The following is a 13300-nucleotide window of genomic DNA, read 5'->3' on the forward strand; positions in this document are numbered from 1 at the left end:
TTTCGGCTCGCGTGTCCGGCCTCCGGCAAGCGATAGGAAACGTTCTAATCAAACCTTAGTCCTGGGTATCCAGAATTTCTTCAAAATAACGCTGATAGGCCATGGCCATCGTGTGCAGGCGAAACGCTTGTTCTATTTTGATGCGGTTATAGAGCCCCATTTCCTCTCGTAGCCGGCTGTCTTCAGCCAGCCGATGAATGCCGGAAACAAATGAGTCAATATGTCCTACCGGACATAAAAAGCCGCCTTTGTCCTGATCGATCAATTCCGGAAGCGAGGAGCAGTCCGAGGCGACGACCGGCAGGCCACAGGCCATGGCTTCGGCGACTGCCAGACCGAAGCCTTCCCTGACGGTCGGAAACAGCAGAAGATCGGCTTGCCGATAAAGTTCCGGCATGTCGCTATGGGGCACCGACCCCAGGCATTCAAGGCGCGGATGAGAAGGCAGTTTCGTTCGAGGCAATAAGCCGGAAGTATATTGGATAAGAATGTTGCGGTTGAGTTTTTCGGCTATCGGTAATAACCATTGAGCTCCTTTGCCTGATTTTAAATTGCCGCTGAACAGCACTCTCACGACGCCCGATCGATTTTTTCTATCGGAGGGCGGGGTAAATAAAGTCTCGTCCACGCCGTTATAAATGACCCGAATGTCCTTTTCAATGTTGAGTTCCCGCCCGGCGAGATCGGCAATGAAGCGGCTGACCGCAGTGATGCCGGTCGATACGGCGCCGGCCGCCTTCGTGAACCAGTACAGATCGGTTCGCCTATGCAGATTCTGAAAAAAACTGCCATAGGCTTGCAGATCGTCATCCAGCATATAGCCGTGAAACGTGGTCACCAACGGAACTTGATTTCTTAGGTGAAAGAGCCCGTAATCGGCCGGCGTGTGGATGAGTCGGGCCGGCTTGAAACGGCCGACGGAAACTAACGAAGGCGGGCAAAGCGTTCTATAAGGGTGATAAGGCACCACTTGATAATCAAGCAATTTTTTTTCGAGACTTTTGTGCAAAACATAAGCCCCATTGCCTGTTGCTACCGGACTGATAATCATGATCGGGAGGTAGACAAAATTTGCCGGGCGCGCCTATACCACATGTACAGTAGCCAGTACATCCGATAAACGGTTGACATGGCGAAAGAACGGCAATTCTTTATGTGCGCTGTTCTTTCTTCGTCCAGGCGCTTCAACAGACTGGGCCAGTCTTTACGGGCGCTGACGCCGGTATCGCCCATGACGGTAATCGCTAAAGGATGAGAGTGGGCATGGAGGCCGTATCGATAGGCTCTAAGAAAAAAATCAAAATCCATGGCTATCTTGAAACCGGTATCGAAGCCGCCGATGCGCTCGAAAACATCGCGCTTGCAGAGAGTGCCTTGATGATAGACGCCGGTTTTAAAATTCATCCAGAAATTAAAGCCGCGGGGAGACAGGCGTTTTCTGGAATGTCCGTAGAAAATGTCAAACAGAACGATATCCTGGCCATCAAGAAACTCGGCGGCTTTTTCCAGGCTGGTGCTTTCGGACAGAAAATCGTCCGCGTGAATGAAAAGGACATAATCGCCCGTGGCGCGGCTGAGCCCTTTATTCATGGCATCGGCAATCCCTTGATCCGGTTCACTGACCCAGTAGTTGATCGCCTGCCGATGACGGCGAATAATTTCCACAGTGCCGTCGGATGACCCGCCGTCAATGAGGATGAATTCGATGGGACGATAGGTTTGCCCGATGACGCTCAGGATCGTCTGTTCGATGGATGCGGCTCCGTTATACACGACGGTAATGATCGAAATGACAGGACGGTCGGCTTTAAAAGTTTTCTGTTCGCCTGAACTGCCGAGAGGCACGGGTTGCAGGAGTGATGGCCCGCTGCCGGTGTCGTGTCCGGAAAACAGGGCGATTCTCGGCGGCGTTTTCGATCGTAAACTCATTCGGGTATCCGGTTTTTGTACTATGATTCCGTTAGGCTGAACGGCAAAATTCTTAAAGTCGGCGCAAATTGATTATGAAACCGAATTTTTTGCCGGAAAAAAGCAGTCATCAAAAGATGTTTAAATCGACCCGAAGCGAATGCTTTTAGAAATTCCATTAAGTTCCGGTTCGTAACAGTATAGTTTCAATTCCGATCAAGAGTCCTTATCGTTTGCGTCCCGACAAAAGCCGAACCCAATCCGGAATACTTATTATTCACCCGGAAGGAAACTCGTTCAACAATCCCACCCTCAAGAGTCTGATCGACTTGTTCGTCAGCCTGGGGATTCCGGTCGATCTACGCTATGGGGTTTCCGACGCGCCGATGCCTGCCGGTTACGACGGCGTGAAGTTGTTGCCGTACGGAAAATTCCATAAATTCATCCGCGCCGTCATTCTGGAAAATCTTTGCTTTATTCCATTGATCGGGCTGGTAGTCGCCTTGGACGACTTATTGCTGTACGGGAATTACCGGCTGGTCCTGGGCGTCGACCGGGAAGGATTGATACAGGCCGGACTGCTTCACCGGATGAAGAAAATCCCCTATGTTTTTTTATCTTTCGAAATTCAGTTCGGCGATGAAACCTCCAGGCGTTTCAAAGCTCCGGAAATCAAAGCGTCCAGGGATGCTGCCGCCTGGCTGGTTCAGGATGAGGTGCGCGCCCGTCTTCTGGTCGAAGAAAACAAACTGGATCCTGTTAAAAAAATCGTGCTGCCTCTGGCGTCGGTCGGCCACGCCGAAGCGTCTTCGTCGAGGCTGAGAGACCGGCTCGGCATTCCCAATGAAAAAAAAGTCGCGATTACGTTGGGCTCCATTACCGCCTGGTCCATGGCCGCCGATATTATCAAAAGCGCGACTTCCTGGCCGGAGGATTGGGTATTGATCGTGCATGACCGTTACGGCAAAACTTCCAGGCGGTTACAGGACATTCTGCCAGCCATAGAACCCTATCTGAACAACAAGATTTATATCAGCGACGAGGCCAGCCTGATGGTGGACGATCTGGGCAACATTCTTGCCGGCGTTTCAGTGGGACTGGCTTTTTATCGGCCCGTTTGGGACTGTCCATCGTCCGGAAAGAACATTCAATACCTTGGGCTGGCTTCCGGAAAAATCAGCACCTATTTACGCTACGGCATACCGGTTATCGTCAACGAGATAGGGCTTTACGCGGAGGAAGCCCAAAAACATCGTTTTGGCCTGGCGGTCGAGGATGCCGACCGGATCGGAAGCCGGCTTGATGAAGTCGACCGGCCGAGCTACCGCGAAAATGCCAAACGGTATTTCAGGGAAACCCTGGATTTTAAGCTGCATGAAGACAAGATCCTGAATTGCCTGAAAGAAAATAAGGCGTTATGAACGCCGGGCGACGGCACAGGCATTCCAACTGTCGAAGCCCGGCGCGGTGGTTTTCATCCAGGCATGGCTGCCGATCAGTTCCATGCCGTGCCGGGCCAACAGCAGTTCGATCTCGGGGATGAATAAATACCGCATCGAGTGGGTTTCCCTGATGGTTTCCAGCTTTCCATCGGGTTTGCGTTCGATCAGCAGTTCGTAGTTGACGTCGACGATGTTCTTGTCGACATGAACTACGGGTTCGGCAATCCGCGTAAGGCGGACGTCTTTATCTTCGAAGCGCTGTACCCGGACTTCGGGCAATTGCCGGATGACCGCAGGCCCGTACCAGAAATCAAACAGCAGTATGCCGCCGTCGGCCAGATGGGCGGCGGCGGTAGCGACGGCAGCGGAAAGGTCGTCATTCGTCGTCTGGTAACTGAAGACATGAAACAGCGACACCACGGCATCGAAGCGTTTTTCCAGCCGGATGGTGCGGATGTCGCCCTGCGTGAAATTTAACCTGGCGCGAAGTTCCTGGGACATGACGGTTTTTTTCGATTCGGCTGCCTTCAGCATGTTCGGGCTTAAATCCACGCCATGCACTGCGTGTCCCAGTCTGGCGAAGTGCTCGGCGTGGCTGCCGGTGCCGCAGCCGAGTTCCAATAGGTTCGTGCCGCGAGATCCATGACACCGAAGGTGCGACAGGGCATAGCCGGCTTCCGAGGCATAGTCTTTTTCTTTATAAAATAGCTCGTAATAGTCGGCATAGCCGTCAAAAGCACTCATATGACAAATCCGTATAAGCTGTTTTCGGGGGATAAGATCTCGATTCCGGCCTTCTATCGGTTGTGCAGAATACTTTTTACCTGATCGGCCACCTGTCCGATCTGATTTTCGCTCAAAGCCAGACCGCTCGGAAGATAAAAGCCTTGTTCGGCCAGGTTTTCCGCAACCGGATAACTTTCTTGCTCGAACCAGCCCTTATTCAGCAATACCGGCTGCCGGTGCATGGGCCAGAAGAACGGGCGGGTTCCCACGCCGTTGAGCGACAGCCTTTGCATGGCCGATGCAGCATCGATCCCTAGGGTTTTATCCAGGACCAGGCCGAACACCCAGTAGATATTTTCGGCGAATTCCGTTCTTGTTAACGGTAATTGCACGCCGGGCACATCCTGCAGGAGTTCATGATAGCGCCGGCCGATGAAGCGTTTTCTGGCCACGAACTCATCGAGACGCTCCAGCTGCGCCAGCCCGAGCGCGGCCTGGAGATTGGTCATGCGGTAATTCCAGCCGAGATGTTCGTGGACAAAGCGCTTGCCCGGCTGGAAACAGAGGTTTCTCAAACTGCGCGCCCGCTCGGCGAGTTCCTCGTCGTCGGTGGCCATCATGCCGCCTTCGCCGGTGGTAATGTGTTTATTAGGATAAAAGCTGAAGGTGCTGATATCGCCGAAGCTGCCGCAGGGTTTGTCTTTATAGGTTTGGCCGAGCATTTGGGAAGCGTCTTCGATCAATTTCAGGCCGTGCCGGTCGGCGAGAGCCAGTAAAGGATCCATGTCCACCGGCAGGCCGTAAATATGCACCGCCATGATGGCCTTGGTGCGCGGCGTAATCTTTGCGGCGACCTGCTCGACGTCCATGTTCCAGCTCAAAGGATCGCTGTCAACCAGGACCGGCGTCGCTCCTGCCCGGACAATCTGGTGAATGCACGAAATAATCGTGAAGGTCGGCAGAATGACTTCATCGCCGGGGCCGATTGCCAAGGCTTCCACCGCAATATCCAGAGCCGCCGTACCGTTGGCGGCGGCGACCGCATGGCGGCGGCCGACCCGCCGCGCAAAAGCTTGTTCGAAGCGCTCGACGAACGGTCCTTCGGACGAGATCCAGCCGGTATCGATGCATTCCAGCAAATACTTTTTTTCGTTGCCGTCCAGGAGCGGCTGGTTGACGGGAATCACGGGCTCTTCCTCAGCACGATCCGGTCTTCGGGAACGGCATCAAACCGGGTCTTGTCGCTTTCTCCGGCATAGGGCCCCTGTTTCACTTCAATGATTTCGGATTCTTCGAGCATTTCGAAGCCATGACCGCCGAACGCCAGCAGAATCACATCGCCGGCCGCCAGCACGGTGCTTTCCAGGTACTCCTGTTCATCGCTGTAGAAGTCCACGCGGACTCGGCCCGACTTGATGAACAGGACTTCCTTGGTGTACTGCACTTCCCGCACCACGGGATTGTGCACGTGCGGAGGGATGGCGTAACCTTTGGCCCGCTTCATGTAGCCGATCTGTTGCGAATAGGAGCCCGGCGTAAAGAATTCGATGCCGTCCTTTTCGAAAGAGCGGCGTATGATCAGGGCCAGCTCCTTGCCGGCATTTAAAATTCGTTCAATCATGCGGGACGACGGGCAGGGTAGGTTAGAAATGCTCTCAAGAATAACAAACCGGCGACCAAACGCCAGTAACTGAATGCCGGCATTTGCCGAAGCAATTGGCGGGCATCATCGAAGAAACCGAATTTGGCGCAGCGGTTGATCAGAACGGCGCAATGCCGAAGCCAGGCTTTTTTACCTAAAATTTCTTCCATCGCCGCTCGGTGTTTTTCTATGATGTAGCGGTAACCTTCCACGTCGCGCCGCAGGTTTTTCGAAATGGTATCGCCTTCGTGCAGCCAGTAAACCGCCAACGGTTCTTTGATGTGGATGAATTCGCAGATTTCCGCCAGACGAATGGCGGTATCCCATTCCTGATAGGAAGGCACTCTTTCGTCCAGATAGCCGATGGCATGCAACGCCTTTTTGGATACCAGAAGGGTTTGAAACAAAGGGCCGGGTGACTGCAACAGCTTAGCGTGGCAGGACGTTCCGGAAACTATAGGCAAATCCCAGGATTCGGTCGAATTTGTCCGAGGATAATAGCGCGTCATGCCGCCGTGTACGACGATTCCTTCATCCCAGCCGCGAGAAGCCAGGGCGGCCGTCTGTTCGGCCAGTTTGTGAGGATGCCAGGTATCGTCGCTGTCCAAAAAAGCGATCCATCGGCCGAGCGCAGTACGGATACCGGTGTTTCTGGCCGCCTGCGCGCCTTTCGACGAATCGTGGCGGAGCAGGCGGAGGCGAGGATCGTCGAATTCCAGAACTTTTTTTGCCGTACCGTCCCTGGAGCCGTCGTCCACCACCACGACTTCGAAGTCGGTATAGGTCTGCGCAATCACGGATTGCAGGCAGTAACCGATCGTTTGCTCGCGGTTATAAGTCGGAATAACCACCGAAATCATGGGAGACGTCATGGGCGTTTTGATGCGAAGGTGATGTCAAGACTGGGCATGCGCTGCCTGCGTCATTTTAATGTTCATAGGCTTATGGATGGATCAGGCTTTGGGCCTGCTGGCGTATAAAAATTCATTTTATAACGATACCGCCAACCCGGCCAAGGAAACTGCCTTCGCAGTTCCGGAATCATTGCGGCTTCAACTCGTTAGGCCGAAGCTCGTTTCTTTATTCGTAACTATTCAGCGGAAATCACTGGCTTGTTTATAAGTGGTTTCAAAGTAAGGAAAACCAACTGTAGGAGCGACGCCAGTCGCGATAATCACCGCCCAAATCGCGACTGGCGTCGCTCCTACGAATACCGCTGAATAGTTACCTTTATTCTTTATAAAGTAGACCAATAAACCGGCCGAAGACTAATAATTTTACGATAAAGGCTGCCGATTTTAATCCGGCGGCATTTTTACGTTTCAGGTAGCCATAAGCTTAGTGAATAGTGAAGAGGAAAAAACAATGCCCGATTCTGTCAGGCTTTGTCCTCATTCGTATTGATCGACTCATTGATCAGCTCGATGTATTGGCCGGCAAGGCTTTCCGTCGCAAATCGTTGATTGACGAATTCCCATGTGCTGCTTTTCAATCGTTCGTTTTCCTGTTTGTCCATCAGCGAGGTCGATCGCGAAATCAAGGTTTCCATATCCAGAAACGGGACGAGATAGCCGTTCGAACCGTCGGCGACGATGTCGGCATTGCCGCCGACATTGAAGGCGACCACCGGAATTCCGCAAAAGTTCGCTTCCAGAATGGCCATGCCGAAGCTTTCAAGAACGGTCGGCGAAATACAGAATGAACAGGATTTGATTTTAGCGATATTACCGGCATAGTCGGTATGGCCGGGGCAATGCAGCCTGGCATTTTCGGGGATGTGTTCGAGTTCGCCGAGCAGTATGGGGTCGGAAAAAGCGCCGGTCAGGTAAAAGCCGACGATTCGAGTTGAAGCCGACAAACGGCGGATGATTTCAAACACATAACGCGAGCCTTTGATGCCGGTGCCGGCTGACGGGATATAAACGATCGGCGCATCTTCCGGCATCTCCAATATCCGATGCAGGTTGGCGGGAGGAATGGAAGCGATGAAATCGCGGTTCACGAGGTTCGGAATGACCTTAACCTCTCCGTCATATTGATGAGTCCGCAAAAAAGTTTCTTTCATATAACGGGACGGACAGACAACCGCATCAATCCGCGGCATGGTTTTCTGCTCGAAAAACATCGCCAGTCTGGCGTCGAACGAGGAAAAATGGCCCAGGATCGGATTTTCCTGAAAGCGAAGATAATTATGGTGCGAAATGAAGATCGTTTTGCAGCCTTCGGGCGGACGGATAAAAAAACCGGGCGAACCGTTGTCTGGAAGGAACAAGAGGTTCGGCTGAAAAGTTTTCAACGAGCGGTTGATTCTTAATGCCCCTTCCATCGAGGCGAGCACATAAATGAATTGATAGCTTTGGCCCGAAGGTCCGAACCAAGCTTGCAGAAAGGCCAGATACAATCGGTTGATGATGCCGTTCAGCCGCAACCAGAGCCTGGACGCGCCGTGCCGGACCACGTCCCCCTCCATTTGCCCCGTGCAGCCGTTATCGTTGTATGTGAAGATTTTAACGCAAAAACCTGCCTGCTTCAGAGCGAGATATAAATTCCAGTGAGCGGAAGAAATGCCGCCCGTCAGCAAGGGCGGAGTGGAAGAGGAGATAATGGCGATTTTCGGCCGCATCGCTTATTTTTTTCTTGCAATAAGCAAGCGCATATCAAAGCAGCGCTCGTGCCATTTTTTCCATGCGGGCGGCGGATCTGCGGTTTCCCGGCAAACCAGATAAGTATTGCTTATCTCCACGATACAAGTCTTTTCCAATAGGGCTCTGATCCGGTTCCACTCGATATGGTCGTGCCGATAAACATGAATGTCGCCGTCGCCTACCAAGAGTGATTTTTCCGGGTCGGGTCGGGATTGCAATTTTTTCAAGAAAGCCCTGAGACGCTGTCTAAGTCCTGCCTTGCGCTTCAAGCCCAGTTCCGCTGCATGATCGTTATAAAATTTATCGCCCAATTCTTTAAGATACTCCATATAGTCGGCATTGTATTCCCAGTAAGTTTCGTCCACTTCATGATCGATGTAAATGATTCCGCCGGGTTTGACGACTCGAACGAATTCTTCGACGATTCTCAAATAATCCGGAACATGGTGCAGTACCGAGTAAGTGACGATCATATCGATACTGTCGCTCGCCATTTCTTTCAGATCGGAGCCGTTGAGGACCAAGATGCTAAGATCCTGCCGACTACCGAATTTTTCTTTCAGGACTGCCAGCGATTTGGGAGAAACATCCGCGGCCATGACCGAAGCTGCGCCAAGCTCAAGCAGATGACGCGTCAGGTTTCCGGTTCCCGAACCGAAGTCCAGGATTACCGTATTTTCCGGTGTGGTCGAGGTCCGACGCATTCGATAAGCTTCCTTAATAGTGCGGTTAAGACGCTGCTGTTCTGTCGGATTGAAGATTTCGGCGTGGCGCTCGTCGTATACCGCAGCAATTTCGTCGTGCGCCCGGATGTTGAAATTGATCAGTTCGTCGTTGTTAAAAGACATGGCGCAATCCTGGAAATTCGAACAATTGTCCGTGCATTTCAAAATGAAAAAATCAATCCGCCTATCGGGTCAGCAAAATATAGTGTCTTAAGGCTCTGGCAAGATGAAGGCCCCTGGAAAGCCACATGCCGACCATCATGCCCAGATTGTCCAGAATTAACTTTTTTGCCTCTTTTCCCGTTTCGACGGCTGCGATGCTGGAAATGCCGGTTTCATCATAAAGAACGATCGGAATGGACAACATATCGACCGTAATATGCTTGCTGAACAATCGAAACCACAAATCGCCATCCATCGCAATTTTGTAGTCCGGATTAAACCCGCCGTATTGCTCGAACAGACCGCTTCTGATTAGCGTCGCCGGGTGAGGAACCCAGTTGCCGTAAATCGGCGGCCATAAAGCCCAAATCGGCGGATGAATCTGCCGGTTGCCGGACTGCATCCATTCCAGCTCGAATACGATCAATCCGGCTTGGCTGGCGCTTAGAATTTGCAGCAGTAATTCCGCATTCAGTTTGGGATGGGCTTCATCCCGGCCGTTGAGAAACCAAAGCCATTCGGCGTTCGACCGCTCGATTCCCAGATTGAAGGCCCTGGCGATCCCGCAAGGGTTCTGCCAGACGTATTCGAGATTGTTCTCTACGGACAACCGGGCCTTTATTTCATTCGCTATCGATTTACTGCTGCTGTCGATCACGATCTGCCGGACGCCGGCGAGGCTGCGCAATTTTGCCGTACTGGCAATGCTGGCAGCGAGGCCTTCCGGATCGTCTTTGGTAACGGTGATAATATCCAGAGTATTTCTCATGCATCTGTAGTGCGTAGAGGCATTAAAATCGATTCGTAAAGCTTCGAATAATTGCCGGCCTGATATTCCTGAGTGAATGCATTCAGGGCGCTATCCCGGCATTGTTGGCTCATTGAAACCCGTAATTCGGTCTTTATTAAAAGTTCCCGGATCGCGTTCCGCATCGCTTCGATATCGAAATTTTTTATTAGAAATCCGGTTTTCCCTGGTCTGATTAGATCGGGAATGCCGCCCGCATCGAAGCCGACCGAAGGCGTTCCGCAAGCCATCGCTTCCATTAAAGTGTTGGGAAGATTGTCCTGAAAAGACGGAATGACGAAAACATCGGCGGCATTGTAAATCTGCGAGAGCACCAGATCGTTGTCTATAAGACCTAGATGAAGGTGTTCCATGCCGAAATCGACCTGAGGTTTGTTCCGGCCGACGGAAAGCAGCGTTAAAGACGGAAGATCGCGTAATTCCGATAAAGCCTGCATTAGCATGTCCAGGCCTTTCCGTTTGATATTCGTGGAATGCGCGACAAATAGAACAACCTTGGCATCGGGTTTGATTTCGAAAAATTCACGGGCTGTTTTTTTATTACGCGGTTTGAAAACGGAAGCATCCAGGCCATTGGGAATAACGGAAACCGGAAAACGGCTCAAAAGAGGGCTGTTGTGTACTTCTTTGGCCATCCATTGATTCAGCGCGATCAAATGTAGGCTGGCGGGATCGAGGGACGAGAATAAAGAATACTTCCGTTGCCATATCTGACGGGACAAATCGTTTAAATGCTCCGATCCGAGTTGGGGGCAAGCTCCGCAGCCTTCCAGGTATTTCGCACAGCCCATATCATAATGGCAGCCCCCGGTAAATGGATTCATGTCGTGCAGGGTCCAGACAATCCGGATCCGTTCGGGCAACGATGAAAAAAAAGCCCGATAATCGATAAAACCGGAAATCCAGTGCAGATTGACGATGTCCGCTTCCGGCAATTGTATGACGGACTGGCGGCCGAAGGAATTTCTGTCGTCGCTGAACAATTCAAAGCCTTCCGGACGGGTGACGGCGTATTTTGCGAAATCTCGCTTGATTTGACGCCTGGGCAGGAATCTTGCCGCCCGGCTAGCCAAATCACAAGAAGGAGAAAACTGAATGACGGTGGGGTCATCGCTTGCCTTGTGCGCCACAAACATTAACGATTCATGGCCTAGTTTCAGCAAGCCTCCATGCAATCGGTAGGCGGCGCGCGCCGCGCCGCCCTCGAGGTCGTTGGTAATGACGTGAACGATCTTCAAGGTCTGACGGCTTCCATAAATAAAGAGTCCGGTTTATGGACATTGCCGTCCGGATTGCTGTCGAGGTTAAATCGGGACCAATCGGATACATAACTCTCTGTGGCGGTTCTTGGAACAATTCCGGCAAAGCCGCACTCCATCAGAAGTCTGCCGAGAGAAAAACGGTCGTACATCCATTGATGTACCTCACCGCCAAGGCGAAATCGGCCAAGCTGAAGAGCTTCATAGTCGGTATTTTTTAGAATCAGTTTGAGCAGTATTTCTCGTCTATGCCTGGCATCGTAGAACAGCCTGAACAGTTTGGTTAGCCATGATTTCTTTTCGGGGTTGATGGTGTGCAGGGTGTCCGTGATTTTTTCCTGGCGAGCCGCTTCAATCAGCCGTTTTGCTTCGATGCCGCAACGTGCAACGATAAACTTTTCGTTTGCAAGGGCATTATTGCGAAGGTACGCAGCCATTTCGCCGCCGGAGCAATCTCTTACCGCTTGGTCATACATTTCCAGCAGTATCCAGTCATAGTTATTGGCTCCTTCCTTCGATCCGGTTCTTGCCTGTTCCAACGCAAGCAGGTAATGATGAACGATGGCTTCGAGGTCGGGCACGGCAATGCGGAGGATTCCCTCGGGCCGCAAGACGCGATAGCATTCCTTGAGAAAATCCCGAGCGGCCGGTTTCGGCAGATGTTCCAGTAGATGAGAGTGATAAACGACATCGAATGACCGATCCGGAAAAGGTATTCCTTTGGCCACATCGGCGGCGATGACATGGGTATCGGCCGGAGTAAAGTCGACGTTCGTCCAGGCAGGATGGTAGCGTGTTCCGCAGCCGAGATTGAGATAATCAAATTCTGACATTAAGCGCATGCCCTTATTCACAACTCTGTCATTCCGGCAGAGCCTGCCCCGGTCAGGGATTGCCGGAATCCAGACTACAGGGACGTATTGAGCTTGCCGTCCATGGCTCTGGATACCCGCTTCCCGGCGGGTATGACGACATTTGTGTATAAGGGTATGTATTAAGCGAACTGGCTCTTCCATTTGTGGATATTATCAGTATTGATATTTAATTGTGGTTCGACAGGTTGGTATATCCAGCGGACAATACTCTCAAAATCATCTCTTTTATATACACTTAAGTTCGTATCTAGAGATATTTCATGGGAACGATTATCAACGGCAAGGATTAATACTCTCTTTTTCATCGTAAGGCATCGAATTCCTCCATGAAGTCTAGTGCCCACGTAGTCAAATTCTTCTTCGGACAGTAAAAATTCATTAAAGGCGTTTAGAGAATGTCTTAGCATTGAAACTGGATAATTTAATTCCTTAATATAATCCTCATCTTTGCGTCCTTGAGGCCAAAAATATACTTTCTCATAACATGCGAATAGTATTTCCAATAATTTCTTATCTGCGGCGATATTTTTGTAATAATCCGTTAACATTACCAAAACATTGGATGCTTTGGCGCAACAATATTGCGATGGTTGAATTTCAGCCAGTGGCCACATAGTTGGACAGCCAGTATTGACAACATTTTTAAACCCAAGATTTTTAAGTTTTCTTAATGTGTAGCTGTCTCTGACTGAGTGTATATGATTATGAGATAAAGATAGATTTAAAAGTAGTTTGGTGTATAAATTCGGAGAATTTTGATATTGCCACCAGCCTACCCCAAAAAGTATTAAGTTTTTGATGTAAAAAGTTTTTTTAATAGATATGTTCCATTGTTTATATTTATTCATGTAAGAAGATAATAAGTTTGTTCCTCCAACAAAGGTATAATCACATTCCCGTATAATATCAATTTGTTCGGCTTGTAATGGGGATTGGGTGGAAATACTTATTATTTGATCGTTTGAAAATAATTTTCTAATTTCTTTTTTTATGGCTTCTTGAATAATGAGATCCCCTAAATTTGAACTAATTGTTCCTTGGTTATCTTCAAGCCCTGGATCAAGAATACAAATTTTCATAATATTTTTACAGTGGGATCTGAAACAGT

At 50.6% G+C, this 13300-nt stretch carries 13 protein-coding genes; 1 reads left to right on the top strand and 12 read right to left on the bottom strand.

Annotated features, from left to right (window positions below; genetic code table 11):
• Nucleotides 1-55 precede the first annotated feature (55 nt).
• Nucleotides 56-985 carry a glycosyltransferase family 4 protein gene (locus tag A3OW_RS0100460; protein ID WP_198291269.1) on the bottom strand — a complete coding sequence of 310 codons (930 nt, stop codon included), beginning with the start codon at nt 983-985 and terminating at the stop codon, nt 56-58.
• Nucleotides 986-1047: 62 nt separating this feature from the next.
• A complete protein-coding gene (locus A3OW_RS26140) occupies nt 1048-1929 on the bottom strand; it encodes a glycosyltransferase family 2 protein (protein ID WP_020561475.1) in 882 nt (293 codons plus the stop codon).
• 212 nt (nt 1930-2141) lie between these two features.
• Here A3OW_RS26140 and A3OW_RS0100475 point away from each other — a divergent pair, with 212 nt between their 5' ends.
• The gene (locus A3OW_RS0100475) at nt 2142-3329 is read left to right on the top strand and encodes a hypothetical protein (RefSeq protein ID WP_020561477.1); all 1188 of its coding nucleotides are present in this window, start codon (nt 2142-2144) and stop codon (nt 3327-3329) included.
• On the opposite strand, the gene A3OW_RS0100480 is transcribed toward A3OW_RS0100475, so the two are convergent.
• From A3OW_RS0100480 to A3OW_RS0100530, 10 genes are all read right to left on the bottom strand, one after another.
• Nucleotides 3324-4094: a class I SAM-dependent DNA methyltransferase gene (locus tag A3OW_RS0100480; RefSeq protein WP_020561478.1), complete on the bottom strand. Its 771-nt coding sequence runs from the start codon at nt 4092-4094 to the stop codon at nt 3324-3326. The genes A3OW_RS0100475 and A3OW_RS0100480 overlap by 6 nt on opposite strands.
• A gap of 53 nt (nt 4095-4147) precedes the next feature.
• A complete protein-coding gene (locus tag A3OW_RS0100485; protein WP_020561479.1) occupies nt 4148-5263 on the bottom strand; it encodes a DegT/DnrJ/EryC1/StrS family aminotransferase in 1116 nt (371 codons plus the stop codon).
• Nucleotides 5260-5697: a cupin domain-containing protein gene (locus A3OW_RS0100490; protein WP_020561480.1), complete on the bottom strand. Its 438-nt coding sequence runs from the start codon at nt 5695-5697 to the stop codon at nt 5260-5262. The genes A3OW_RS0100485 and A3OW_RS0100490 overlap by 4 nt, the downstream gene beginning before the upstream one ends.
• A complete protein-coding gene (locus A3OW_RS26145) occupies nt 5694-6590 on the bottom strand; it encodes a glycosyltransferase family 2 protein (RefSeq protein ID WP_083918106.1) in 897 nt (298 codons plus the stop codon). Before A3OW_RS26145 ends, A3OW_RS0100490 begins: the two co-directional genes overlap by 4 nt.
• Before the next feature lie 506 nt (nt 6591-7096).
• Complete coding sequence (locus A3OW_RS0100505) at nt 7097-8341, bottom strand: glycosyltransferase family 4 protein (protein WP_020561483.1); 1245 nt, start codon at nt 8339-8341, stop codon at nt 7097-7099.
• A 3-nt stretch (nt 8342-8344) separates the two neighbouring features.
• Nucleotides 8345-9211 (bottom strand): class I SAM-dependent methyltransferase, encoded by an 867-nt coding sequence (locus tag A3OW_RS26150; RefSeq protein ID WP_020561484.1) that lies wholly within the window; start codon nt 9209-9211, stop codon nt 8345-8347.
• Between the two features lie 61 nt (nt 9212-9272).
• On the bottom strand, nt 9273-10019 hold the full coding sequence (locus A3OW_RS0100515) for a glycosyltransferase (protein WP_020561485.1): 747 nt from the start codon (nt 10017-10019) through the stop codon (nt 9273-9275).
• Nucleotides 10016-11296, bottom strand: a complete 1281-nt coding sequence (locus A3OW_RS0100520; RefSeq protein ID WP_020561486.1) for a glycosyltransferase family 4 protein — start codon at nt 11294-11296, stop codon at nt 10016-10018. The genes A3OW_RS0100515 and A3OW_RS0100520 overlap by 4 nt, the downstream gene beginning before the upstream one ends.
• Nucleotides 11293-12150: a class I SAM-dependent methyltransferase gene (locus A3OW_RS0100525; RefSeq protein WP_020561487.1), complete on the bottom strand. Its 858-nt coding sequence runs from the start codon at nt 12148-12150 to the stop codon at nt 11293-11295. The genes A3OW_RS0100520 and A3OW_RS0100525 overlap by 4 nt, the downstream gene beginning before the upstream one ends.
• Nucleotides 12151-12311: 161 nt before the next feature.
• Nucleotides 12312-13271 carry a polysaccharide pyruvyl transferase family protein gene (locus tag A3OW_RS0100530; RefSeq protein WP_026223221.1) on the bottom strand — a complete coding sequence of 320 codons (960 nt, stop codon included), beginning with the start codon at nt 13269-13271 and terminating at the stop codon, nt 12312-12314.
• Nucleotides 13272-13300 lie beyond the last annotated feature (29 nt).

The organism is Methylosarcina fibrata AML-C10, assembly GCF_000372865.1.
Classification (GTDB): Bacteria; Pseudomonadota; Gammaproteobacteria; order Methylococcales; family Methylomonadaceae; genus Methylosarcina; species Methylosarcina fibrata.